Annotated in this window: 19 protein-coding genes and 1 pseudogene; 7 read left to right on the top strand and 13 right to left on the bottom strand. The window is 65.0% G+C overall.

Annotated features, from left to right (window positions below; all coding sequences use genetic code 11):
- Nucleotides 1–124 precede the first annotated feature (124 nt).
- Nucleotides 125–883 (bottom strand): response regulator transcription factor, encoded by a 759-nt coding sequence (locus EWH21_RS23195; RefSeq protein ID WP_037051364.1) that lies wholly within the window; start codon nucleotides 881–883, stop codon nucleotides 125–127.
- Between the two features lie 298 nt (nucleotides 884–1,181).
- On the opposite strand from EWH21_RS23195, the gene cysP reads away from it, so the two are divergent.
- From cysP to cysW, 3 genes are all read left to right on the top strand, one after another.
- Nucleotides 1,182–2,198 carry a thiosulfate ABC transporter substrate-binding protein CysP gene (gene cysP / locus EWH21_RS23190; RefSeq protein ID WP_150606968.1) on the top strand — a complete coding sequence of 339 codons (1,017 nt, stop codon included), beginning with the start codon at nucleotides 1,182–1,184 and terminating at the stop codon, nucleotides 2,196–2,198.
- 81 nt (nucleotides 2,199–2,279) lie between these two features.
- Complete coding sequence (gene cysT, locus EWH21_RS23185) at nucleotides 2,280–3,119, top strand: sulfate ABC transporter permease subunit CysT (RefSeq protein ID WP_037051386.1); 840 nt, start codon at nucleotides 2,280–2,282, stop codon at nucleotides 3,117–3,119.
- Complete coding sequence (gene cysW / locus EWH21_RS23180) at nucleotides 3,116–3,943, top strand: sulfate ABC transporter permease subunit CysW (protein WP_037051388.1); 828 nt, start codon at nucleotides 3,116–3,118, stop codon at nucleotides 3,941–3,943. Before cysT ends, cysW begins: the two co-directional genes overlap by 4 nt.
- Before the next feature lie 499 nt (nucleotides 3,944–4,442).
- On the opposite strand, the gene EWH21_RS23175 is transcribed toward cysW, so the two are convergent.
- From EWH21_RS23175 to dibA, 5 genes are all read right to left on the bottom strand, one after another.
- Nucleotides 4,443–6,125: a diguanylate cyclase gene (locus EWH21_RS23175; RefSeq protein WP_277699428.1), complete on the bottom strand. Its 1,683-nt coding sequence runs from the start codon at nucleotides 6,123–6,125 to the stop codon at nucleotides 4,443–4,445.
- A complete protein-coding gene (locus EWH21_RS23170) occupies nucleotides 6,118–6,504 on the bottom strand; it encodes a response regulator (protein ID WP_037051390.1) in 387 nt (128 codons plus the stop codon). Before EWH21_RS23170 ends, EWH21_RS23175 begins: the two co-directional genes overlap by 8 nt.
- A gap of 76 nt (nucleotides 6,505–6,580) precedes the next feature.
- Entirely contained in the window at nucleotides 6,581–10,795 is a 4,215-nt protein-coding gene (locus EWH21_RS23165) for a PAS domain S-box protein (protein ID WP_277699427.1), read from the bottom strand.
- Nucleotides 10,792–11,925 carry an HDOD domain-containing protein gene (locus tag EWH21_RS23160; RefSeq protein WP_277699426.1) on the bottom strand — a complete coding sequence of 378 codons (1,134 nt, stop codon included), beginning with the start codon at nucleotides 11,923–11,925 and terminating at the stop codon, nucleotides 10,792–10,794. The genes EWH21_RS23165 and EWH21_RS23160 overlap by 4 nt, the downstream gene beginning before the upstream one ends.
- A 2-nt stretch (nucleotides 11,926–11,927) precedes the next feature.
- Nucleotides 11,928–14,228: a phosphodiesterase DibA gene (gene dibA, locus EWH21_RS23155; protein ID WP_277699425.1), complete on the bottom strand. Its 2,301-nt coding sequence runs from the start codon at nucleotides 14,226–14,228 to the stop codon at nucleotides 11,928–11,930.
- A 168-nt stretch (nucleotides 14,229–14,396) separates the two neighbouring features.
- Between dibA and desA the strand changes: the two genes are divergently transcribed.
- From desA to EWH21_RS23140, 3 genes are all read left to right on the top strand, one after another.
- Complete coding sequence (gene desA, locus EWH21_RS23150) at nucleotides 14,397–15,587, top strand: delta-9 fatty acid desaturase DesA (protein WP_037051392.1); 1,191 nt, start codon at nucleotides 14,397–14,399, stop codon at nucleotides 15,585–15,587.
- Nucleotides 15,588–15,697: 110 nt separating this feature from the next.
- Nucleotides 15,698–16,669 (top strand): sensor domain-containing diguanylate cyclase, encoded by a 972-nt coding sequence (locus tag EWH21_RS23145; RefSeq protein ID WP_152489877.1) that lies wholly within the window; start codon nucleotides 15,698–15,700, stop codon nucleotides 16,667–16,669.
- A gap of 427 nt (nucleotides 16,670–17,096) precedes the next feature.
- Complete coding sequence (locus tag EWH21_RS23140; protein ID WP_277699424.1) at nucleotides 17,097–18,365, top strand: OprD family porin; 1,269 nt, start codon at nucleotides 17,097–17,099, stop codon at nucleotides 18,363–18,365.
- Between the two features lie 100 nt (nucleotides 18,366–18,465).
- On the opposite strand, the gene EWH21_RS23135 is transcribed toward EWH21_RS23140, so the two are convergent.
- The 5 genes from EWH21_RS23135 to EWH21_RS23115 all read right to left on the bottom strand — a co-directional run bounded on the left by EWH21_RS23135 (nucleotide 18,466) and on the right by EWH21_RS23115 (nucleotide 22,713).
- Nucleotides 18,466–18,810 (bottom strand): DUF2388 domain-containing protein, encoded by a 345-nt coding sequence (locus EWH21_RS23135; protein ID WP_037051397.1) that lies wholly within the window; start codon nucleotides 18,808–18,810, stop codon nucleotides 18,466–18,468.
- Between the two features lie 86 nt (nucleotides 18,811–18,896).
- A complete protein-coding gene (locus tag EWH21_RS23130; protein WP_047589587.1) occupies nucleotides 18,897–19,364 on the bottom strand; it encodes an NfeD family protein in 468 nt (155 codons plus the stop codon).
- 3 nt (nucleotides 19,365–19,367) lie between these two features.
- Nucleotides 19,368–20,303, bottom strand: coding sequence for an SPFH domain-containing protein (locus tag EWH21_RS23125; RefSeq protein ID WP_037057477.1), 936 nt, complete (start codon nucleotides 20,301–20,303; stop codon nucleotides 19,368–19,370).
- A gap of 201 nt (nucleotides 20,304–20,504) precedes the next feature.
- Nucleotides 20,505–22,289, bottom strand: a complete 1,785-nt coding sequence (locus EWH21_RS23120; RefSeq protein WP_277699423.1) for a GspE/PulE family protein — start codon at nucleotides 22,287–22,289, stop codon at nucleotides 20,505–20,507.
- A gap of 97 nt (nucleotides 22,290–22,386) precedes the next feature.
- Nucleotides 22,387–22,713 carry a hypothetical protein gene (locus tag EWH21_RS23115; protein WP_277699422.1) on the bottom strand — a complete coding sequence of 109 codons (327 nt, stop codon included), beginning with the start codon at nucleotides 22,711–22,713 and terminating at the stop codon, nucleotides 22,387–22,389.
- A gap of 128 nt (nucleotides 22,714–22,841) precedes the next feature.
- On the opposite strand from EWH21_RS23115, the gene EWH21_RS23110 reads away from it, so the two are divergent.
- Nucleotides 22,842–23,309 (top strand): Lrp/AsnC family transcriptional regulator, encoded by a 468-nt coding sequence (locus tag EWH21_RS23110; RefSeq protein WP_134678320.1) that lies wholly within the window; start codon nucleotides 22,842–22,844, stop codon nucleotides 23,307–23,309.
- Here EWH21_RS23110 and EWH21_RS23105 read toward each other — a convergent pair.
- Both EWH21_RS23105 and dctM read right to left on the bottom strand, forming a co-directional pair.
- Nucleotides 23,306–23,971 (bottom strand): DUF502 domain-containing protein, encoded by a 666-nt coding sequence (locus EWH21_RS23105; protein WP_152489873.1) that lies wholly within the window; start codon nucleotides 23,969–23,971, stop codon nucleotides 23,306–23,308. The two genes, EWH21_RS23110 and EWH21_RS23105, sit on opposite strands and share 4 nt — an antisense overlap.
- 165 nt (nucleotides 23,972–24,136) lie before the next feature.
- Nucleotides 24,137–24,621, bottom strand: a pseudogene (gene dctM / locus EWH21_RS23100) (C4-dicarboxylate TRAP transporter large permease protein DctM); the annotation flags it as partial.

Raw genomic sequence — 24,621 nt, 5'->3', positions numbered from 1 at the left:
GGCGGGGGTGGCGGCGGGGGGGCGCCGTAACGGCCGAACCAGGCGAAGGCCAGTGCATGAGCTAGCACGATGGCGATCAGGAACACGCCGAGCAGGCGTGCGAACAGACTGTCGGGGCGCGCCATCAGCGGATCTCGGCAACGTCGAGCAGGTAGCCTTCGCCGCGCACGGTCTTGATCAGGTTGGGGTTGCGCGAATCGTCGCCGAGCTTCTGGCGCAGCCGTGAGACCAGCAGGTCGATGCTGCGGTCGAAGGCCTCGATGGCACGGCCACGGGCGGCGTCGAGCAATTGCTCACGGCTGAGCACCCGCCTCGGGCGCTCGAGGAAGGCCCAGAGCAGGCGGAACTCGGCGTTCGACAGGGGCACCACCAGCCCGCTCGGCGCCTGCAGCTGGCGTAGCACGCTGTGCAGCGTCCAGTCGGCGAAGCGTAGTTGCGACGGTGGCTCGTCCCGTGGTGTGTCCCGCCCATCGCGCACCCGGCGTAGGATGCTCTGGATGCGCGCCACCAGTTCGCGCGGTTCGAACGGCTTGGCCATGTAGTCGTCGGCACCCAGCTCCAGGCCGATGATGCGGTCGGCCGGTTCGCAGCGGGCGGTGAGCATAAGGATCGGGATATCGGACGTGGCGCGCAGCTCGCGGCACAGGCTCAGGCCATCTTCGCCGGGCAGCATCAGGTCGAGAATCACCGCGTCGAAGTGCCCCCCGGCCAGGGCCAGGCGCATGGCCGCGCCATTGCCAACCGCCTCGCTGGCGATGTTGAAGCGCGTCAGGTAGCCGCCAAGCAGCTCGCGCAGCTCTTCGTTGTCGTCGACGAGCAGCACGCGCGTGGTACGGGGTGTGGCTTCGGTCTGGGTCGTGTCATGCACCAGGGACGGCTCCATCGGCAACGGAAGATACCGGGGCGCCAACGCCCCGTGAGAGTCTCGGTGATCGGCGTATCCGGAACGTGTCGGTAATGTATCGGCGATGATACAAAGCCGCGCTGCGTTGCGCTGTCACACTGGTCGGTGATTACTGCTGGTTTCGTGCATGAGCCGGAGCTGCAGGGCCGGCTATTGGCTGATGTTTTTGGTTATAAATCGAGAATTAAAAGATATTTTTCAGCTATAAGATTTTTCTGCAGAATCGCGCCATCAAATAGCCTGCCCGCAGGTTCCTCTTTCGATAAGGACGCCTTAGATGCTGAAGAAGATCGTTCTGGCCACCGTGGCCAGCGCCACCCTGCTGACCGGCTCGCTGAGCCATGCCGCGGCCGACACGCCATTCCACAACGCTTCCTACGACATCGCCCGCGAGCTGTTCGGCGAGATCAACCCCAGGTTCGTCGAGTACTGGAAGGAACAGTCCGGCAAGGACGTGAAGATCATCCAGTCCTTCGCCGGGACCTCGCGTCAGGCGCAGGACATCATCCAGGGCAAGAAGGTCGACGTGGTGACCTTCAACCAGGTGACCGACGTGGACATCCTGGCCAAGCGTGGTCTGCTGCGCAAGGACTGGGCCGAGCAGTTTCCCAACAACAGCTCGCCCTACTACAGCACCACCGCGTTCCTGGTCCGTGAGGGCAACCCGAAGAACATCAAGGGTTGGGACGACCTGATCCGCGATGACGTCAAGCTGGTGTTCCCCAACCCAAAGACTTCCGGCAACGCCCGCTACAGCTACCTGGCGGCCTGGCTGTTCGCCAACGAGAAGTTCAAGGGTGACGAGGCGAAGATCAAGGCCTTCGTCGGCAAGCTGCTGCACAACGTCGAGAACTTCCCCACCGGCGGTCGTGGTGCCACCGTGGCCTTCGCCCAGAACGGCCAGGGCGACGTGCTGCTGACCTTCGAGTCGGAAGTGATCAACATCGCCAAGGGCGACGAGTTCAAGTCCGCCAACCTGCAGATCGTGGTGCCGGAAGTCAGCGTGCTTGCCGAGTTCCCGGTGGCCATCGTCGACAAGGTGGCTGACGAGCGCGGCACCCGCGAGCAGGCCAAGGCCTTCCTCGACTTCCAGTACAGCAAGGACATCCAGCAACTGCTGACCACCTACAACTACCGTGTGCACAACCCGGAAGTGGTCGAGGCGACCAAGGCCCAGTTCGCCCCGGTACGCCTGATCAACCCCAACGATGTGCTGGGCAGCTGGGATGACATCACCGCCAAGCACTTCGACAACGGTGGTATTCTTGACCAACTCCTGGCTGAGGGCCGTTGATACTCGCCCTCGACAGCCGATTTTCAGGTTCGTTGGCCGCCTTCTTGGCGGCCAACTGCATTTGTAGAGCCGAGCTTCTTCGTGAGTAGATCGACGCTGTTCTTCCTGCAGACTCCGCTGTTGCCGGGCTTCGGCCTGAGCTTTGGCGTCAGCGTGCTGTACCTCTCCCTGGTCATCCTGCTGCCGCTGTCGGCGTTGCTCCTGTATGTCAGCGATATGACCTGGGCGCAGTACTGGTTCGCGATCAGCGACCCGCGCGTGGTGCAGACCTACAAGGTGACCATTTCTGCGGCCTTCTTCTCGACCCTGGCGGTGCTGGTGATCGGGCTGCTGCTGGCCTGGATCATCACCCGCTACGACTTTCCCGGTCGCCGCATCGTCGACGCGCTGATCGACCTGCCGTTCGCCCTGCCCACGTCGGTGGCCGGCCTGACCCTGGCCACGCTGCTGGTGCCCAACGGCTGGATCGGCCAGTGGCTCGGTTTCAAGGTGGCCTATGCCTATGCGGGGATCATCGTGGCGATGGTCTTCACCAGCATTCCCTTCGTCGTGCGCACCGTGCAGCCGGTGCTGCAGGACCTGGGCGCGGAGTACGAAGAGGCCGCGCGAACCCTGGGTGCCAACCGCCTGCAGACCTTCCGCCATGTGGTGCTGCCGACGCTGACGCCGGCGCTGGTCACCGGCGGCTCGCAGGCCTTCATTCGCAGCCTCGGCGAGTTCGGCGCGGTGATCATGATCGCCGGCAACATCCCCTACAAGACGGAGGTCAGTTCGCTGATGATTTTCGTCCGTCTGCAGGAGTTCAACTACCCGGCGGCCGCCGCCATCGCCTCGGTGATCCTGCTGGCGTCGCTGACGCTTCTGTTCATCCTGCAGGTCGTGCAGGGACGTCTGTTCGCATGGCAACGGCAAGGTCGATGAAAAAACCTCAAGATTGGCGCCAGTGGGCGCTGGTGCTGTCCGGCCTGGCCGTGGTGGCGTTGATCCTGCTGGTGCCGCTGGCGCTGATCTTCACCAAGGCGCTGGCGGGTGGCCTGGAGTTGCTGTGGAGCAACCTGGGCGAAGACTACATGCTGCATGCCATCGGCCTGACCCTGTTCGTCGCCGCCATCACCGTGCCGCTGAACCTGTGCTTCGGCATCTGCCTGGCCTGGTGCGTGACGCACTACGACTTTCGTGGGCGCAAGCTGCTGACCACGCTGATCGACATTCCCTATGCGGTGTCGCCGGTGGTCGCCGGCCTCTGCTATCTGGTGGTGTACGGCCTGGAGAGCTTCATCGGGCGCTGGTTCTACGATAACGGTATGCAGCTGATGTTCGCCTGGCCGGGCATCGTCATGGTCACGGTGTTCGTCACCGCGCCATACGTGGCGCGCATCCTGATCCCGGTGATGCAGGCGCAGGGCCAGGACGAGGAAACTGCCGCCATGTGCCTGGGCGCCAGCGGCTGGCAGATCTTCCGGCGCATCAGCCTGCCCAAGATCAAGTGGGCGCTGCTGTACGGTGTGGTGGTGACCAACGCCCGTGCGGTGGGCGAGTTCGGCGCGGTATCGGTGGTGTCCGGCACCATCATCAACCAGACCCTGACCCTGCCGTTGCTGGTCGATCAGCTCAACAACGACTACAAGCCGGCCGCCGCCTTCACCGCTGCGGGCCTGCTGGCGTGCATGGCGCTGCTCACCCTGCTGCTGAAGACCTTCATGGAGTGGCGGCAGCGCAAGCTGATGCAGCGCGCCGAGGCCTGATCACGGGGGCGTTGTGGTGGATGTGCAACGCGGCGTCCACCTGGCCTTCAATTGCGGCTGAAGCCGCTCCCACGATGCTCTTGCGCTGCGTTCAGCGCCGATTACGTTCGCCACTTGTGGTTGCGCTGACCCCTTTGGTGGATGTGAAGAGCGACATCCACCCTACGGATCGAGGTCTTGCGCCAGGCGCCGCTGCCTGTAGGAGCGGCTTCAGCCGCGATGCTCTTGGGCTATGCTCAGCGCCGATTACGTCCGCCATTTGCGGTTGCGCTGATCCCTTTGGTGGATGTGAAGAGCGACATCCACCCTACGATCGAGGTCTTGCGCCAGGCGCCGCTGCTCGTAGGAGCGGCTTCAGCCGCGATGCTCTTGCGCTGTGTTCAGCGTCGATTACGCCCGCCATTTGTGGTAGCGGCGACCCCTTTGGTGGATGTGAAGAGCGACATCCACCCTACGGATCGAGGTCTGGCGCCAGGCGCCGCTGTCTGTAGGAGCGGCTTCAGCCGCGATGCTCTTCCGGCGTGGCGACCTGCACCTGGTTGCGCCCGCCATGCTTGGCGGCGTACAGCGCCTTGTCCGCACGCTCGCGCAGTTGCTCGGCGTCGCTGTTGACGTCGGTCCCGGCGATGCCGGCGCTCAAGGTCACGGAGAACTCGCCGCCGTCGGCGATGAAGCGCAGTTCGGCGAAGCGCTGGCGAATCTCGTCGACGATCAGCCGCGCCTGCTCCGGCGTGCAGTCGGGCAGCACCGCGAGAAACTCCTCGCCACCGTAGCGTCCCAGGCTGTCGATGCGCCGCAGACGCTGGCGCAGCAGGTTGGCCAGCGCTCGGATGACGTTGTCGCCGGCGGCGTGGCCGTGGTCGTCGTTGACCCGCTTGAAGTGGTCGATGTCGAGCATCACCACGCTGGTGCGGTCGCCGCTGCGCAGCGAGCGTTCCAGTTCGATGGCCACCTGCTCCTTGATATCGGCGTGCTTGAGCAGGCCGGTCAGGCTGTCGCGGGCCAGGGCGATGGACAGCAGGCGCGCACGCTGGGCACGGGAAAACACCGTGGCGACCAGCGCGTTGTCGGAAATGGGCTTGGTGATGAAGTCGTCACCGGCCTTGATCAGGGCGTTCATCTGCTTGCTGATGTCGGTCTCAGCCGACAGGTAGATGATCGGAATGCGCAGCCAGTCGTCGTTGCAGCGGATGATTTGCGCCAGCTCGGGGCCGCTGCAGTCCGGCATGTTGACGTCGAGCAGCACCACTTCCGGGTTGAAGTCGCGCAGGTGGGCGAAGATCTGCGCAGGTTCGCTGAGGATCTCCACCAGCATGCCCGCATCGCGCAGCACCAGGCTGTAGCGGCTGGCCAGGTCCTGGTCGTCGTCGGCGATCAGCACGCGGTATGGCTCGCCGCTCTGCTGGGAGAAACAGCGCTCCAGGCGGCTTTCCAGCTGGGGTATGTCCACGGGCTTGCTGAACAGCCCCATGGCCCCGGCGCGAACGGCCTGCAGCTGGGTGGCGAAGTCGTCCTGCTGGTCGGTGAGCACCAGCAGCGGCAGCGGCTCTTCCAGGCGCTCGCGCAGCTGGCTGGCGTAGTGCAGCCCGCAGCTGGCCTCGCCGGGCAGCTTGGCGTCGATGATCAGGGCGTCGGGCATCTGCTGCTGCAGGGCCGCGTCGAGGCCGGCGATGGAATTGAAGTGCTCGGCCTGGTAGCCGAAGTTGTTCAGCGTCTGGCGCATGCTCTCGCCAATGGCCGCTTCACCCTCGAGGATGTAGATGGTGCGGCTGCCGTCCTCGTGGCGGGGGGGCTTGCGTCCGCTCTCGCTCGTCTCGCTGCTGGCGCTGGCGCTGATGGGCTGTTCGCCGAGCGCCTGCAGGGCACTGATGAAGTCGTTGAGCCCCTGCTGCTGGCGCGACTGGCGTTCCATCCAGCGTTCGGCATGTTGTTCCAGCTCACGCGCCTGCTGGCCGAGCTGGGTGAAACCGAAGGTGCCGGCGCTGCCGGCCAGGCGGTGCAACTGGTGGCGCAGTTCCAGCAGCACCCGCTTGCGCTCGACGTCGTCGGCCTCCAGCAGCAGGCCGCCCAGTTGCGCCAGGTGCGGCAGCTCCTGGCGCAGGCGCTCGCTGAACTGCTGGCTGAGCTGCTGCAGGTGCTGCTGCAAGGCCTGGGGTACGGCGCTGCCCTCGTGTTTATCCATGGCGCTGGTTCCAGATGTCCCGGACCTGGGCCGCGAGCTGCATCGGGTCGAAGGGTTTGATGATCACCCCATGGGCGCCCAGGCTGCGGTAGTGGGCAACTTCATCGGGCTGCACCTTGGCGGTCATGAAGGCGACCGGGATCTGCTCGGTGTTGACCAGTTGACCGAGCAGCTCCAGCGTCTTCGGACCGTCCATGCCGGGCATCATCACGTCCAGCAGGATGAAGTCGGGCGCAAAGCCCTGTACCTGGTCGAGGGCGTCCTGGCCGCTGGCGCAGGTCAGTACCTGGAAGCCGCCTACGGCTTCCAGGGCTACCTTGGCCACGGCCTGGATCGAGGGGTCGTCCTCGACGTGCAGGATGCGCTTGAGCTCGGTCATCGGCGGTACCCGGTGGTTGGCTGTTGTCAGCAGTGTGGTACAGCTTGGTCCATCTCGGCCAGCACTGCGAATGGATTCATGTTTCGGCGCGGTCCGCACGGGGCAGTTCGAACCAGAAGGTGGCGCCCTGGCCGGGTATGGAGTCGAAGCCGATACGTCCCTGCATGCGTTCGATCATTTCCTTGCAGATCGCCAGGCCCAGGCCGGTGCCGCCCTTCTGCCGGGTGTCACCGGAGTCGGCCTGGGAGAACTTGGCGAAAATGCGCGAGTGGAAGGCCGCGGGAATGCCGGGGCCCCGGTCGCTGACGCTGACGCGCAGCCTGTCGCCGACCTCCTCCAGGCGGATGTCCACCTCGCCACCGGGCGGCGAGAACTTGGCGGCGTTGGACAGCAGGTTGGCCATGACCTGCCCCAGGCGCTGCGCATCGACTCTCACGCTGGCGTCGCCTTGCGCGTGCAGGACCAGGCGCACCTGATGCTGGTCGGCGTAGGGCTGGTTGTGCAGCCGCGCCTGCTCCAGCAGCGCTCGCAGCGGCCAGGGTCTGAGGTCGAAGTGCATCTTGCCGGCGACCAGTTTCTCCATGTCCAGCAGGTCGTTGATCAGTTCGCTGAGGCGCTGGCTGTTGGCCTGCGCGATGCTCAGCATCGCTGCCATGGCCTCCGGCACCGGGCCGAGCGCGCCGCCGTTGATCAGGCCCAGCGAGCCGGCGATGGCCGTCAATGGCGTACGCAGTTCGTGGCTCACGGTGGAGACGAACTCGTTCTTCATCTGCTCGATGCGCTTGCGCTCGGCGATATCGCGGATCACCGCGATGAAGCGCACCTGGCCCTGGTGGCTGATCTGCGAGACCGCCAGTTCCAGGGGGAAGCGCTCGCCGCTCTGGCGCAAGCCCTCGAGCTCGCGGGTCTGGTTGATCACCCGCGCTTCGCCGGTGTTCAGGTAGTGCAGGAGATAGCCATCGTGCGCGCTGCGGTGGGGTTCAGGCATCAGGATGCTGACGTTGTGCCCGGCGACGTCGGCCTGGGTGTGGCCGAACATCTGCTCGGCCGCGTGGTTGAAGGTCTCGATCGTACCCGAGCCGTCGATGGTGACGATGGCATCGATGACGTTGTCGAGCAGGGTGCTCAGGTAGTGCTCGCGCTCGCGAATGGCCCGTTCGGCGCTGACCCGCGCGCTGAAGTCCTGGATCTGCGAGACGAAGTGCACCGGTTGGCCCTCCGCATCGCGGACCAGGGACACGCTGAGCAGGCCCCAGAGCACGCGGCCCTGCTTGTCCACGTAGCGCTTTTCCATCTGGTAGGCGCTGATCCGCCCGGCGACCAGGTCCTCGAGGTTGTGCAGGTCGGCATCCAGGTCGTCGGGGTGGGAGAGGTCCATGAAATCGCTGTTCAGCAGCTCTTCGCGGCTGTAGCCGAACATGCGGCACAGTTCGTCGTTGACCTCCAGCCAGCGGCCATCCGGGGCGACCAGGGCCATGCCCAGGGGCGCCGTGTTGAAGGCATTGCGGAAGCGCTGCTGGCTCAGGCGCAACTGGTCCTCGATGACCTTGCGCTCGCTGATGTCCCAGATGAAGCCATCGACCCAGAGCAGCCGGCCGTGCGTGTCGTACTCGCCGCGGCCCTTCTCGCGCACCCAGACACTGTGGCCGTCGGCATGGCGCAGGCGGTAGGTCAGCTCGAAGGTCTCCTTGAGGACGATGGCTTGGTCGGCCTGGTAGGTGATCGGCAGGTCGTCCGGGTGGATGACGCTGGAGAAGCTGCGCACGCGGTTGTCGATGAAGTCGCTGGACGGGTAGCCGGTGAGGCTGAGCACTTCGTCGCTGATGTAGCGCATGCTCCAGCTGCTGTCGTTGGCGCAGCGGTAGACCACGCCAGGCAGGTTGGCGACCAGGCCACGGAAGCGGCTTTCGCTCTGCTGCAGGGCGCGTGTGGCCTGCTGCAGCGCGCTGATGTCGCTGGCCACGCCGAGGAAACCGATGGCCTGGCCGCTGGCATCGAGGATGACGCTGGTGGTGAGGTTGACCCGGTACTGGCTGCCATCCTGGTGCACGTAGGTCCACTGGCGGGTTTCCGGCTCGCCGCCGCGCGCATTGTGGACGAACACCTCGAAGCCTTCGATGCGTTCGCCGCTGCTGCGGCTCAGTTCCTCGGCACGTGCCTCGACCTCTTCGGCGAGGTGGAAGCGTTCGGGGGTCATCTGCCCGACGGCCTCGGCGCTGCTGTAGCCCAGCAAGCGCTCGGCGCCGGAGTTGAACAGGGTGATCAGGCCGTCGAGGTCGGTGGCGATGATCGAGACCCCGGTGGCCGAGTCCAGCAGCGTCTGCAGGAAGACGCGGGCCTCGGTGACCGCCTCTTCGCGCTGGCGCGCCTCGCTGACGTCGGTGTGGGTGCCGTACATCAGCAGGGGGCGGCCCCGTGCATCGCGTCTGGAGAGGCGTCCGCGTACCTGTATCCACAGCCAGTGGCCGTCCCGGTGCTGCATGCGGATCTGGCTGTCGTAGTAGGTCACTTCGCCGGCGAAATGACGTTGCAGCAGGCGTTCGCTGGGCTCGCGGTCATCCGGGTGACAGAGGCGCAGCCAGGTTTCCACCCGCGTGGGCTGCAACTCGTCCAGGCGATAGCCGAACATCTGCGCCCAGCGCTCGTTGAACACGGTCTCGCCGGTCTGGACGTTCCATTCCCAGGTGCCCACGTCGGTGCCTTCGATGATGCTGGCCAGGCGCTCCAGCAGGGCCTGGCGCGCCTGTTCCTGCTGGTCTCGCTCCAGGGTGGCGCCGACCCAGCGGGCGAACAGGCGCATGAACTCGCGCTCGCTGTCGTTGAAGGCGCGCTCCTGTACCGTGTGGTCGCAGAAGGCCAGGGTGCCGGCGCGGCGTCCGTCGACCCAGATGGCGATGCCGATGTAGCTCTCCAGGGCGAACTTGTCGTAGCAGGCATGTGCGCGGTAGGGGGAGGAGGCCATGTGTTCGATGCTCAGCACTTCGTCCTGGGCATAGGCCAGGCTGCTGTAGGTCTCGTCGAGGGCGAAGGTCTGTTCGTCCTGCAGTTCGTCGCCGGGAGCGACCTGCACCAGCACCCGATAGCGTTCGTCCTCGATGAGACCGATGACCCCGATCGGCATGCCGAAGTAGTCCGCTCCCGTGCGCAGTGCCTCGCGCAGCTGCTCCTTGCTGCTCAGGCTGGAAAGCGCGGAGATTTCGTTGAGCGCATGCAGGGCGCGTTGCTGGCGTTGCAGCAGGCGCTGGGTGCTGTGGCGGGTGGCGCGCAACAGCACCAGCAGCAGAACCTCCGCGCTCAACCAGGCCAGGACCCATTTGCCGATCAGCCAGTGCTTGTCGCGAACGTGCAACGCGTACAGCGGGCTCACGTCCCGCCAGGCCAGCAGAGAGGCATTCAGCGGTCCGCCGGCGCGGGCCGTGAGGTCGACCAGCGGATAGTCACTCAGCAGGAAATGGCGGCCTTCGTCTTCCTGCAGGTCATGGCCGTCGGCCCGGCTCGGTGTCGGCAGCAGGCCATTGCGTTGCCAGTGCATGGCCTGGGGGCGCGAGGCGCTGATCACCTGCCACTGCTGCGGGTCGCTGCTCAGGCCACGCAAGGCTTCACCGCTGCGGTGGGTCAGCTGGCTCGAACGCAGCAGCAGGGCGACTCCGCCGCCCAGCTCCTGGTCGAACTCCCTGGGGGTGGCGAGCACGCTCATGGCCACCTCGAGCACGCCGATCTGCTTCGGTCCGTCCTGGGTCTCCACGGTCAGCGGGGTCATGGCATGCACGCTGACGTCGCCCAGGTTGTTGGAGCTGACGCCGGTCACGCTGTCGCCGTCGCGCAGGCTGTCTTCCACCAGGGGCTGGACGAGCCTGATGGTGTCGCCAAAGTGCCGCGGGTCATGCACGCGCAGCAGAATCCTGTCCCCTGGGGGCAGGTGCACGAAGAGGCGGAAACTGTGCTGGCGCTGCAGGTTGCGCCAGCGCGGTGCGAGGCGGGTGTAGAGCTGGTTGCGGATGTCGGTCAGTTGCTGCGGGCTGCCGTCGCCGAGGCTGTATGCCTGGCGGACCAGTTCCACTACCCAGGCATCGGCGGCCATCGCCTCGGCCAGCAGCTGGGCGCGTTCGTGCAGGCCTTTCTGCGAGCTGTGCAGGGCCAGTCGCAGTGCCTCCGCCTGCTTGTTCATCTGCAGTTGCCACAGCGCCTCGCGTTCGACCATCGCCTGGCGGCCAAGCAGGGCGAAGAGGATCGCCAGGCACAGGCTGCCACCGATGACGATCCAGCGGATCGGCCGCGGGTTCGTCCTCACCTGGCCGTGCCCCTGTCGATGCCGGCGAGCCGGTACAGACGGTCCAGTTCCTGCTCGCTGCCACCCTGCAACTCCGCGCAGGCCAGGCGCATGATCACCGGGTCGCGCTTGCTGTTGCCGGGAGGCAAGGCGTAGCAGGCGCCGATCAGTTCGCGCAGCGGCGTCGGCAGGCGCCAGTGGCTCTTGAGCCGGTTGGCCAGGTCGCCGCTGCAGCGCTGCAGGGCGCTACCCAGGGTTTCGTCATCCAGCGCCTGGCCGGCATGACGCCAGCACTGTGCCTGGTACAGAACCGCCAGCTCCCCCATGCGTTGCAGCAACGCAGCGCTGCTCATGGCCGCTGCGTCGATCCTGGCGCTCTTGCACAGCTCCTCGATGCGCTGGCGCAGATACCGGGCCTGGGTGAACTGCTCGTCGCCCAGGCGTTTGAGGTCATCGTCCTGCAGGGCCGCCACGGGGCGTAGCGCGAGCCCCTGAACCAGGCTGAGCACCGTGCCTGGCCCGAGCCGGCGCAGCGCTTCCGGGAGGCTGATGCAGGGTTGCCCGCTGGCGTTGTAGCTGGCGCTGTTGGCGGCAGCGATCAGCCGGGCATGCACCGCCGGATCGTTCTGCCAGTACTCCTGCAGTGCCTGCGGTGCCTGGTCGGGCTTGTGCAACTGCTGGAGCAGGGCATCGTGCAGGGGCAGGTCCAGGGCGCTGTTGGGCAGGCCCGCGAGAAACGGCAGGAAGCCACCTGTGGCAGGCACTGCGGCGTCAGCGGGTTCGTCGTGCTGCGGTGACAGCAGCGGGCGCAGGGTCTCGAGTACCTTGGGCACCTGAAAGGGCTTGCTGATGAAGGCGTTTATCCCTAGCCGGCGTGCCAGCAGCACGCTGTCCCGGTCGGAGCGCGCGGTAATCATCACCAGCGGGACGCTGGCGTCACTGCGGTGCGCGACCTCGAGCAGGCTGGTGCCGGGGCCGTCGGGCAGGTTCCAGTCGGCGATGACCAGCTGGGCCGGTTGACGCTTCCAGGCGTCGAGCGCATCGGCCAGCCGCGTGACGCTTTCGATCTGTGTGCTGGGGTGCAGGTTTTGGACGATCTGCTTGAGCAGATCGGCGATCCATGGATCGTCTTCCAGTATCAGCACCCGCATGCTCAATCCCTCGGCGTGAATGGGCTGTCGTGTGGTGAGGGCCCTTCGGGGTGGTCGCCTGTCCGGCGCTGTGCCGGTAGCGGTCTGCCGTAGTGGTAACCCTGACCATAGTCACAGCCCAGCTCGCGGAGGAACTCGACCTGACGTGGTGCTTCGATGCCTTCGGCCAGTACCTTCAGGCCCAGGCTGTGTCCAAGTGCAATGACGGCGCGGGCGATGGCCGCATCGTCGGTATCTTCGGGCAGGCCGCGGACGAAACTCTGATCGATCTTCAGCTTGTCCACCGGCAGGCGTTTCAGGCGTGCAAGCGAACTATAGCCGGTGCCGAAGTCGTCGATGGCCAGGCGTACGCCCAGGGCACGCAAGCGGGTCAGGAAGCGCAGGGCCGCATCAGGGTCTTCCATGATCGCGCTCTCGGTCACCTCCAGTTCCAGCTGACCAGCCGGAAGGCCGGTTTCGGCCAGGACCCGCGCTACCTTCTGGTCGAGTTCGCCACGGCTGAACAGGCGGCTGGAGATGTTCACCGCGACGAAACGCAGCGAGCTGCCCTCGGCATTCCAGCTCACCATCTGGCGGCAGGCCTGCTCCAGCACCCAGGCGTCGATGGCCGCGATCATGCCGTTCTCTTCGGCCATCGGGATGAACTCGGCCGGGGGCACCAGGCCACGCTGCGGGTGCTGCCAGCGCACCAGTGCCTCCATGCCCACCATGTGACCATCACGCAGGTCATGCAGGGGCTGGTAGTAAACGCGCAGCTCCTGGTTGTCCAGGGCATGGCGCAGGCTGCTGGCCAGCTCGACACGCTGGCGCGCGTAGTCGGTCAGTTCCTGCACATAGAATGCATAGCCCTCGCGGCCGCTGCTCTTGGCCTTGAACAACGCCGAGTCGGCATTGCGCATGATCTGCTCGACGCTGTCGGCTTCCCCCGGGAACAGGCCGATACCGATGCTGGCGCCGATATACAGTTCATGTCCGTCGAAACGAAAGGGCGCTTCCAGGCAGCGCAGCAGGCGTTGTGCCAGCTCCGCAGCCTGTGGTGCGGCGGAACAGTTCTCGGAGAGCAGGCCGAACTCGTCGCCCCCCAGGCGGGCCAGGGTGCAGCCGTTGGGAATATCCTGCAGCAGGCGTTCGCCGACCCCCTTCAGCAGGGCATCGCCGACGTTGTGCCCGAGGCTCTCGTTGATGTGCTTGAAATGATCCAGGTCGATCAGCAGCACGGCGCCGCGCAACCCTTCGCTCTTGCTGCGTTCCAGTGCATGGGCGACCCGTTCGGTGAACAGCAGGCGGTTGGGCAGGTTGCTCAGCGGGTCGTGGTGGGCCAGGTAGTCCAGCTCATGCTGCGAGCGCTTCAGTGCACTGATGTCGGAGAACACCGCCACGTAGTGACTGAGGCGCCCCTGTTCGTCATGGATGACGCGGATGCACTGCCACTGCGGATAGATCTCGCCGCTCTTGCGCCGGTTCCACACTTCGCCGCTCCAGGCGCCGCGATTTTCCAGCGCGTTCCACATGCTCTGGTAGAAGCTGGCGTCATGGTGCCCCGAGTTGAGCAGATTGGGGCGCTGCCCGAGTATCTCCTCGCTGCTGTAGCCGGTGATGCGACTGAAGGCCGGATTGACATGGACGATACGCTGGTCGGGGTCGGTGACCAGCACACCCTCCTGAGTGGCATCGAACACGGCAGCAGCCTGGCGCAGGCTGTCCTCGTCGGCACGTTGCTGGGTGACATCGCTGGCAATGCCGATGAAGCGCTGTGGCTGGCCATCCTCGTCGCGCAGCAAGCGGCCGCGCGAGTGGATCCAGCGGTAGCTGCCATCGGCATGCCGCAGGCGGTAGATGTTTTCGTACTGCTGATCGGTCCACTCGGTACTGAGTGCCTGCATCGCACCTTCACGGTCATCCGGGTGCAGGCGCGCGGCCCAGTCGTCACGGGTATCGCCAAGGGCCTGTGGCGTCAGGCCGAGCAGCGCGGCGTAGCCATCGGAGAAGAATACCCGGCGCTTGGACACGTCCCAGTCCCACAGGCCGTCGTGGGTGGCATTGAGGGCCAGGCGCAGGCGTTCCTCGTTGCTCGCCAACTCCAGCCGTGCGCGGCGATGCCGCTGGGCGTGGCGGTACAGCACCAGGTAGAGCAGGGCGCTGGTCAGCAGGACGAAGAACAGTCCCTTGAGTGATTGCAGGCGCTCCTGCTGCGCCACGGACAGGCCCAGTGCCGCCAGCAACTGGTCACTCAGGAGAACCCAGGCGCCTGCGAGCAGCAGGTAGACCAGGGTCAGACGCAGGGCGGCAAAGTCGATACGCATGGGGTGCAGGTCAAGCTCCCTTCAAATGGTGGGCAGTATAGATGGGGTGGGGCTGAAACATTCTTATCTAAAAGACCAACTGGTTTTCTGGCCTGGGTCAGGGATAATGCGATCAGGTTCGTTCTTGTAGGACAAACCGTGTTTCCCTATCAAGAGGCAACAGCATCCATGTGGTACAACGGTTTACTCGACCTTTCGGTCTGGCAGTTGGTGGCTGTGACCCTGCTGATGACGCACGTGACCATCGTCAGCGTCACGGTCTATCTGCACCGCTATTCGGCGCATCGTGCACTGGAGCTGCACCCCGCGCTCAAGCATTTCTTCCGTTTCTGGCTGTGGCTGACCACGGGCCAGAACACTCGCGAGTGGACCGCGATTCACCGCAAGCATCACGCCAAGTGCGAGACCGACGATGACCCGCACAGCCCGGTCATCAAGGGGCTGGGCACCGTGCTGCGCAAGGGCGCCGAGCTTTACCAGGAAGAGGCGAAGAACCAGGAAACCCTGCGTATCTACGGCAAGAACTGCCCGGACGACTGGATCGAACGCAATGTCTACAGCCGCTACCCGATCGGTGGCGTGACCCTGATGGCGATCATCGACCTGGCCCTGTTCGGCGTGCTCGGCATGACCGTCTGGGCGGTGCAGATGATGTGGATTCCGGTCTGGGCCGCTGGTGTGATCAACGGTCTGGGCCACGCGGTCGGCTACCGCAACTTCGAATGCCGCGACGCCGCCACCAATTTGCTGCCCTGGGGCATCCTGATCGGCGGCGAGGAGCTGCACAACAACCACCACACCTACCCGAACAGCGCCAAGCTGTCGGTCAAGGCCTGGGAGTTCGACATGGGCTGGGCCTGGATCCGGCTGTTCAGTCTGTTCGGGCTGGCCAAGGTGCAGCGCGTCGCGCCCATCGCCCACCGGGTCGAGGGCAAGGGGAGTCTGGACATGGACACCGCCATGGCCATCCTCAACAACCGCTTTCAGATCATGGCGCAGTACCGCAAGCTGGTCATCGCACCGCTGGTCAAGCAGGAGGTGGCCAAGGCCGACGAGTCCGTTCGTCACCTGTTCCGTCGCGCCAAGCGCCTGCTCTCGCGTGAGCCGAGCCTGCTGGAAGAGCAGCACCACGCGCGCATCGCCGACATGCTGGCGCAGAGTCAGGCGCTCAAGGTGATCTACGAGAAGCGCCTGGCCCTGCAGCAGATCTGGGTGAAGACCAGCAGCAACGGCCACGACATGCTGGAGGCGATGAAGCAGTGGGTGCACGAGGCCGAGGCCAGTGGCATCCAGTCGCTGCGTGACTTCGCCGAGCAGCTCAAGACCTACTCGCTGCGCCCGGCCGGCGTGGCTGCCTGAGCGCCGTTCGTTACACACGAAGGCCCGCCGAACGGCGGGCCTTCGTTTTTGTCCAAGAACTCGCACTATGATCATTTCAATGCGACGCGAGGGAAGGGATGGCTGTTGTAATGGATGCTGAAGGCAACGCTGTTTCCGAATTGGAAGAATTGACCTTGGCCCTGCTGCATAGCCGCGCCGAGGTCGAGCGCCTGGGCGAGCGCGAGCAGCTGTTCAGCAGCCTGCTCGGCAGCGTCAATGCCGTGCTCTGGGCGTTCGACTGGAACGAGCAGCGGATGATCTACGTCAGCCCGGCCTATGAACGCATCTTCGGCCGCTCGGCCGCCCTGCTGCTGGCGGATTACGGCGAGTGGCGCAACAGCATCTACCCGGACGATGTCGACTATGCGGCCGAGAGCCTGGCCAAGGTGCTGGAAACCGGGGCCGTGGAGAGTCGCGAGTACCGCATCATCCGTGCCGATGGCCAGCTGCGCTGGCTCAGCGACAAGTGCTTCGTCAGCCCCAGGGGAAGGCAGCAGCAGGGACCGGTGATCGTCGGTATTGCCGAGGACATCACCGAGAAGAAGCGCCTGGAGGGCGAGCTGCACCGTCTGGCGACCACCGACGTGCTGACCCAGAGCAGCAACCGCCGGCATTTCTTCGAATGTGCCCGCCGCGAGTTCGAACACGCCCGCAAGTTCGGCAGCCCGCTGGCCTTTCTGTTGCTCGATCTCGACGACTTCAAGAAGATCAACGACCACTATGGCCATCAGACCGGCGACGATGTCCTGCGGCGCCTGGCGCACTGTGGCAGCAACGCGTTGCGGCGTGGCGACCTGTTCGGGCGCATCGGCGGTGAGGAGTTCGCCGCGCTGTTCCCGGGCTGTGAGCCGGATGTCGCACTGCAGGTGGCCGAACGCTTGCAACGCGAGGTGCAACGCCTCGGCTTCCAGCACGAAGGGACGAGCTTCCGCATCACGGTCAGCCAGGGGCTGACCAGCCTGCTGGCGGCCGATGCCAGCCTTGACGCGCTCTATGCGCGTGCCGATGCGGCCATGTACCTGGCCAAGCGCCAGGGCAAGAATCAGATCGTGGTCGGTTGATGACTTGGCGGTTTTCCGCCTGATTGGCTGTCGTGGTGAGCGGAAACTTGCCTGTAGAGCCCTGTGACTAAATGGTCACTGACCTGCAGAAAAAATGTAACCTACTGTTCTAGATAGCTTGCTGAGGTGTTTTCACGATCTGGCACGCTATCTGCGTAGGCCCCGCGAGATGCCGGCGGGATGTCGGCGCAAAATAACAACGACGAGAGAAGCCAACCATGCACCATTCTGCCTGCCTCAGTTCGGCCGCTGTCCTGCGTTCGCCGTTGTTCTGTACTACCTGAATTTTTCACGTACCCGCTCGAGCCAGGTCGTTGTCGCACCCTGGCTCGCGGTTGCGTCTGCCCTATTCGTTCCGACCTGCCTCTTCGTGCCGAAGCCTGCGTCGGACGATGCGTCAACTCAAAACACACTGGAGAGAAACATAATGAGAAAGACCTCCCTGGCACTGGCCGTAGCCGCCAGCACCCTGGGCCTGAGCCAAGTGGCCTTCGCCGATCTGGTCGGCGATACCAAGGTCAGCCTGGAAGCGCGCAACTTCTACTTCAACCGCGATTTCCGTCAGGGCAACAGCGACACTCCGGCCCCGAGCCAGTCCAAGCAGGACGAGTGGGCCCAAGGTTTCATTCTGCGCATGAACTCCGGTTTCACCGAAGGTACCGTAGGCTTCGGTGCCGATGCGATCGGCATGTTCGGCTTCAAGCTGGATTCCGGTGACGGTACCGCTGGTAGCGGTCTGCTGGTTCCGGACCGCTCGGGTGGTTCGCAGGACAACTACTCGGACCTGGCTGTAGCCGCCAAGGTCAAGGTCTCCAACAGCACCCTGCGCGTTGGCCAGATGCAGTTCAAGAACGCCGCCATCGCCTCCAGCGACGGTCGTCTGCTGCCCCAGGTATTCGAAGCCGGTCACCTGGTCTCCCAGGAAATCGACGGCCTGATGCTGGAAGCCGCTCACGTGCGTGAGGTCAACCACCGTAACTCCGGTGATTACGAAGACATCGCCATCACCAGCGGCGGTCGCCGTGGTATCACCACCTCTGGTGGCGCCACCGCCGACTCGTTCGACTTCGTCGGCGGCACCTACAAGCTGACCAAGGAACTGACGGCCGGCTACTACTACTCCAACCTGGACGAGCTGTACAAGCAGCACTCCTTCAGCGCCGTGCACGTCCTGCCGCTGGGCGACAAGCAGAGCCTGAAGACCGACGTGCGCTTCGCCCGCTCGACCGATGACGGCAATCGCAGCAACGTGGACAACAAGGCCTTCGGCGCCATGGTCACCTACTCGCTGGACGGCCATGCCTTCGGTCTGGGCTACCAGAAGATGAGCGGCGACACCGGTTTCGCCTACATCAACGGTACCGACCCGTTCCTGGTCAACTACGTGCAGATCAGCGACTTCGCCAACAAGGACGAGAAGTCCTACCAGGCGCGCTATGACTTCAACTTCGCCTCGATCGGTATCCCGGGCCTGACCTTCATGACCCGCTACCTGACCGGCGACAACGTCGATCGCGGCCGTGGCGTTTCCGAAGGTCGTGAGTGGGAGCGCAACACCGAGCTGATGTACGTCTTCCAGGAAGGCGCGCTGAAGAACCTGGGTGTTCGCTGGCGTAACGCCACCGTTCGCTCCAACTTCGCGAACGACATCGATGAAAACCGCCTGATCGTCAGCTACACCCTGCCGCTGATGTAAGGTCTGAGTCGCTCGGGAAGCCTTGCAGCTGTGTAGTCCCGAGCCGCGCTCAAGAAAATGCCCGTATCTTCCGGATACGGGCATTTTTTATGGGCGCGAGTTACTCGGCGGGAATGGCTGTGCGGGTGTCGCGCGGAGCCGCCGAGGACGCCAGGATGGCACTGGCCAGCGCCATGTCGTCGGCGTCCTGCAGCTCGGGGTTGCCTGCGCGCAGCTGCTGCAGCGCGGCCTCCAGGTGCGGGCCGCGAATCTCGCCGGCACTGGCGACGAAGCTGCTGGCATCCTCCTCTGCGGCAGCGACCAGCTTGCGGTCCTTGAACGTCAGGTAGGTCGACGCGGTGGTCGCGCCCGAGGACAGAATGTCACGCAGCAGGCCATCCGCGGCTGCGCTCTGGGCAATCAGGAAGGCGCTCAATGCCATGGCGGCCCGGCTTATTGCTCGCATGATGAAGCTCCTGTGAATTAGGCACACTCATTCAGAGTGGCATCAGGAGCCACAGGTTCCGTGGTGGCGATGGCCGGCCGCCTTGGCTAGCGGACGGCCTCGCGGGCTGCGTCCTGTTCCACCTTCAGGACCACGCCCTCCTGGGCCACGACCTTGACCGGGCTGCCGGCTGGCAGGTCGGGGCCGCTGACCAGCCACAGGCTGTCGCCGGCCTTGATCTTGCCGCGTCCGTCGATGATCGCCTCGTGCAGGGCGAAGCGCCGCCCGAGCAGCTCGCTGCCGCGCCGGTTCAGGCCGGGCTGGTCGCTGGGGGGCAGGGGGCTGCGCTGGCGGCGCCACCAGACCACTGCGGTGAGAATGGCCAGCAGGCCGAACAGAAAGAACTGCCAGACCCACGGCAGCGCCGGGAACAGGTAGGTCAGCACACCGACACAGGCGGCCGCGAGGCCGATCCACAGCAGGTAGCCGCCGGCACCGAAGACTTCGAGGATCAGCAGGATGGTAGCCAGGGCCAGCCAGTCCCAGAACGACAGGTTTTGCAGGTACTGGATCATGCCTCAGCTCCGCTTCTCTGCAGAGCCGTCGCTGGCGAAGGTGGCCTTGACGATTTCGCCGATGCCGCCGACGGCACCGATCACCTGGCTGGCCTCCAGCGGCATCAGCACCACCTTGCTGTTGTTGGCGGAGGCGAGCTGGCCCAGGGCCTCGACATACTTCTGGGCCACGAAGTAGTTCACCGCCTGGACGTTGCCGGCGGCGATGGCCTGGGACACCACGCGGGTCGCCTCGGCTTCGGCCTGCGCGGCCCGCTCACGGGCTTCGGCTTCGAGGAACGCGGCCTGGCGCTCGCCCTCGGCGCGAAGAATCTCCGCCTGCTTGTGCCCTTCGGCGGTGAGGATGGCGGCCGAGCGTGCACCCTCGGCCTCGAGGATCTGCGCGCGCTTGAGGCGCTCGGCCTTCATCTGGCTGGCCATGGCCTCCACCAGGTCGGCGGGCGGGCTGATGTCCTTGATCTCGATGCGGGTGATCTTGATGCCCCAGGGAGCGGTGGCCTCGTCCACGGTCTTGAGCAGGCGCTCGTTGATGGCGTCACGCTGGCTGAGCATGGCATCGAGCTCCAGCGAGCCCAGCACGGTGCGGATGTTGGTCATCACCAGGTTGCGGATGGCGTGCTCCAGGTGGTTGACCTCGTAGGCTGCCTGGGCAGCGTTGATCACCTGAAAGAAGCACACGGCGTCGATCTGCACGATGGCGTTGTCGGAGCTGATCACTTCCTGCGGCGGAATATCCAGCACGCTCTCCATGACGTTCAGCTTGCGACCGATGCGGTCCATCACCGGCACGATGATGTTGAGGCCGGGCTTCAGCGTCGTGGTGTAGCGACCGAAGCGTTCCACCGTCCATTCCGAGCCCTGCGGCACCACCTTGAAGCCCATGTAGACGATGGCCACAGCCAGGCCGACGAACAGCAGCAGGACGCCACCGATTTCCATGATGCGATCTCCCTCGTGCATACATTGTGCAGGCGCAGGCAAGGTGCGCCGCGCCTATTCCGCATCTAAGCATAGCCGCTGCGGGATTGCCGCCGACCCCTTCTCAGTGCCCGGCAGCACCTGGCTGGCGAGCGCTGCCAGGTGAACGGCCGCACAGTGCGACGTGAAGACGCGGGGCGTGCAGCGAACGCGCTCGAGGCTTCAGCGTTGCTCGCTCTGCGGCGTCACGCGCAGCACTTCCTCGATCGTGGTCTGCCCGGCGGCGACCTTCTGCGCGCCGGACAGGCGCAGGCTGCGCATGCCGTCCTTGAACGCCGCGCGACGCAGGGCGGTGAGGTCGGTGTCGGCATTGATCAGCGGGCGGATGGCATCGTTGATCAGCATGATTTCGTACACCCCGGCGCGCCCGCGGTAGCCGGTCTCGCGGCATTCAAGGCAGCCCACGGCGCGTTGCGCATGGCTCGGCAGCGGCGAGCTCCAGGGCTTGGTCAGGCCGCTCCAGCTGTCTTCGTCGAGTTGCACCGGTGCCTTGCAGTGCGGGCACAGGGTCCGCACCAGGCGCTGGGCCATGACGCCGAGCACGGTGGCCTTGAGCAGGTAGTGCGGCACGCCCAGTTCGAGCAGGCGGGTAATGGCGCTGGGGGCATCGTTGGTGTGCAGGGTGCTGAGCACCAGGTGGCCGGTGAGCGCGGCCTGGATGGCCATCTCGGCGGTTTCCAGGTCGCGGATCTCGCCGATCATGATGATGTCCGGGTCCTGACGCATCAGGGCACGCACGCCGCTGGCGAAGCTCAGGTCGATGTTGTGCTGCACCTGCATCTGGTTGAAGGCCCCCTCGATCATCTCGATCGGGTCCTCGATGGTGCAGACGTTCACCTCTTCGGTGGCCAGCTGCTTGAGCGTGGTGTACAGCGTGGTGGTCTTGCCCGAACCGGTGGGGCCGGTGACCAGGATGATGCCGTTGGGCTGGCAGGTCATGCTCTCCCAGCGGCGCAGGTCGTCCGGCGAGAAGCCCAGCTGGTCGGGGCTCTTCAGCAGTACGTCGGGGTCGAAGATACGCATCACCATCTTCTCGCCGAAGGCGGTCGGCAGGGTCGACAGGCGCAGTTCCACCTCGTTGCCGTCCGGGGTCTTGGTCTTCACCCGGCCGTCCTGCGGCTTGCGTTTTTCGGCGATGTTCATTCGCCCCAGGTTCTTCAGGCGGCTGACCACCGCCATGGTGACCTGGGCAGGGAACTGGTAGACGGTGTGCAGCACGCCGTCGATGCGAAAGCGCACGGTGCCCTGTTCACGACGCGGCTCGATATGGATATCGCTGGCGCGCTGCTGGAAGGCGTACTGGAACAGCCAGTCGACGATGTTGACGATGTGCGCATCGTTGGCGTCCGGCTCCTGGTCCTGGGCGCCGAGGCTGAGCAACTGTTCGAAGTTGCCGACGCCGCTGACCTTCTGGTCGGTGGCATTGGCGCCACTGACCGAGCGGGCCAGGCGATAGAACTCGGTGGTGAAGCGCTGGATGTCGGCGGGGTTGGCCACCACGCGCTTGATCGGGCGCTTGAGCACGTGCACCAGGTTGGCTTCCCAGCTGTGCACCAGCGGCTGGCTGCTGGCGATGGTGACGCTTTCGCTGTCCACCGCCACAGCAAGAATCTTGTGGCGTTGGGCGAAGGCGTAGGACATCAGCGGGGTAATCGCCGGCACGTCGATCTTCAGCGGGTCGATACGCAGATAGGGCTGCCCGGAGAAGTTGGCCAGCCACACGGTCAGGGTTTCCAGGTCGAGCTTCTTGCCCGGCCGTGTCAGGTCGTCGACCTGCTGGGCGGCGAGGAACTCCAGCGGGTGCTGGTTGTTGTTCAGCGAGCTGCGGCGTATCGCCAGGCACTGCTCGGCCACGTCCTGGTCGACCCGGCCATGGGCGACCAGTTCGCGCAGCAGGTCGCCGAGGTCCAGTACGCGATCAGGGGCAGTGGCAGTGAAGGCGGACATGAGGGCTCCTAGGGGTCGACCTGAACAAGGTTAGCCGAACTAGGATGCCCGAAAAGCTGCAGAAGGGCGAAGGGCCAGGCGTGATCGAGCGCCCGCTTCAGGCGACCTCCGTCACCAGGTTGTGATCCAGGTGCTGCCAGGCCACCTGCCAGACGCAGACCAGGCCCCGCAGCTTCTGCGCCAGGACGCCAGCGCGATGGGTCGAGAGGCCTTGCAGGCGCAGGCTGATATGCAGATCGTCCTGCTGGCGCTGGACCTGCAGCGCCTCGGGCAGCAGCTGCAGCTGGGCGAACAGGCCGAGCAGACGGCACAGCACGTCGGCTTCTGCATCGGTGCGCAACTGGTATTCGACGCAGGCATCCGGGCGATCCTGCCAGGGATCGCGGCGATGGTGGACAGCGGGGAACGGTGTGGTATCAGGCATGGTGGCGACTCGGGGCAGGTTTTGCCTAAGTTTCCCCCTTGCGGCGGCAAAAGTTCTGCCTTGTTTTCTGTCATTTTACCGGTTATGTGGATAGAGTTTTCTCAGTATTGAGTGATTGGGGAATTTTTATGTCCGTCGAACTGGATGCCTACGATCAGCGCATTCTCGCGCTGCTGCAAGAGGATGCCGGCCTGTCCACGGCCGAGATCGCCGAGCGTATCGGCCTGTCGCAGTCGCCGTGCTGGCGTCGTATTCAGCGCCTCAAGGAAGAGGGGGTGATTCGCAAGCAGGTGACCCTGCTGGATCGTAAGCTGATCGGCCTGCACACCCAGGTGTTCGCCCAGGTCAAGCTGAATGCCCATGGCCGCTCCAACCTCACTGAGTTCGCCGAAGCCATGCGCGAGTTTCCCGAGGTGCTGGAGTGCCACGTGCTGATGGGGGCGGTGGACTTCATGCTGCGTATCGTCACGCGCGACATCGAGGCCTACGAGCGCTTCTTCTTCGAGAAGCTGTCGCTGGTGCCGGGTATCCAGGAGGTGAACTCCATCGTCGCCCTGTCGGAGATCAAGTCCACCACCAGCCTGCCATTGGTCTAGCGGCTGCCTGGCGTGGCGGGCTCGGCCGTGCGCTTGCCGGGTGGCGTGAGGCCCATGGAAACGTAGATGCTGGTCAGCTGCTCGACGCCCATGTCCGCCGGGCGAACCCACTCCTGAGGCACGTAGAGCAGACCGCCGCCCACCGGAATCGGTGCGGTCGGCACGAGGATCGCGCAGTAGGCACGCCCTTCCAGCTCCACCGTTTCCGAGCTGGGGCGCAGGGCGAGTACCGCCACGCCGTCACCCCCGAAGAAGCACCAGACCGGCGCCATGGTGGTGATGTCCGGGTTCTTGCTCTTGTCCAGCAGGCCGACGAAGCGGTCGGCCAGGTTGTAGAAGTTGCCGATCAGCGGGGTGCGGCGCAGCGTGTGGTCGAACAGCCACGCCAGGGGGCGGCGCAGGCCCAGTTGTACGGCCAGCCCCAGCGGATAGAGGCTGGCCAGCAGGACCAGGCTGCCGAGTAGCCAGGCCATGTAGCCATTGCTGGAGAAGGGCTGGCCGAGCGCGGCGAACAGCTGGCCGATCATGGTCGACGGGCCGACCAGGCGGTTGAGCAGGCTGAAGATCCAGGCCAGCAGGGCCATGGTCAGGACCAGTGGCAGCAGCGCCAGCAGGCCAGTGAGCCAGGTGGTCACCACGGATTTCAGGCTGCGTCGGATCATGCTCGGGATTCCTTGGTCGGGGTGTCGCGACTTTACGCGAGATGGAGGCAGGCCGTGTGGCAATCGCGGCGACTGTGTCGGGCGATGGCAGGCCAAAAAAAGCCCGGCACTAGGGCCGGGCGGAGTGGGTACACGAGGTACCGAAGTAGCAGCGTTCTATCGGGCTCAGCTCATGCCCAGCCAGTTCGGCAGGGCCATGGACACGGCCGGGATGTAGGTGATCACCAGCAGGAAGCTGATCAGCATCATCAGCCACGGCAGCGCAGCGCGGATCACCGCGGTCAGCGGCATGCCGGTCACCGCCGAGGTGACGAACAGGTTCAGCCCCACCGGCGGGGTGATCAGGCCGATCTCCATGTTCACCACCATGATGATGCCCAGGTGGATCGGGTCGATGCCCAGCTGCACGGCGATCGGGAACAGGATCGGCGCGAGGATCAGGATGATCGCCGACGGCTCCATGAAGGCACCGGCGATCAGCAGCACGATGTTCACCACCAGCAGGAACTGCCACGGCTGCAGGCCCAGCTCCACCACCCAGGCGGTGATCTGCTGCGGGATCTGCTCGGTGGTCAGCACGTGGGCGAAGAGCATGGCGTTGGCGATGATGAACATCAGCATGATGGTCAGCTTGCCGGACTCCAGCAGCA

Origin of the sequence: Pseudomonas sp. REST10, from assembly GCF_029542605.1 — a bacterium.
GTDB classification, from domain to species: domain Bacteria; phylum Pseudomonadota; class Gammaproteobacteria; order Pseudomonadales; family Pseudomonadaceae; genus Aquipseudomonas; species Aquipseudomonas khazarica.
Note: the sequence above shows the minus strand (reverse complement) of the source record. Positions and strands in the feature narration are given on the sequence as shown.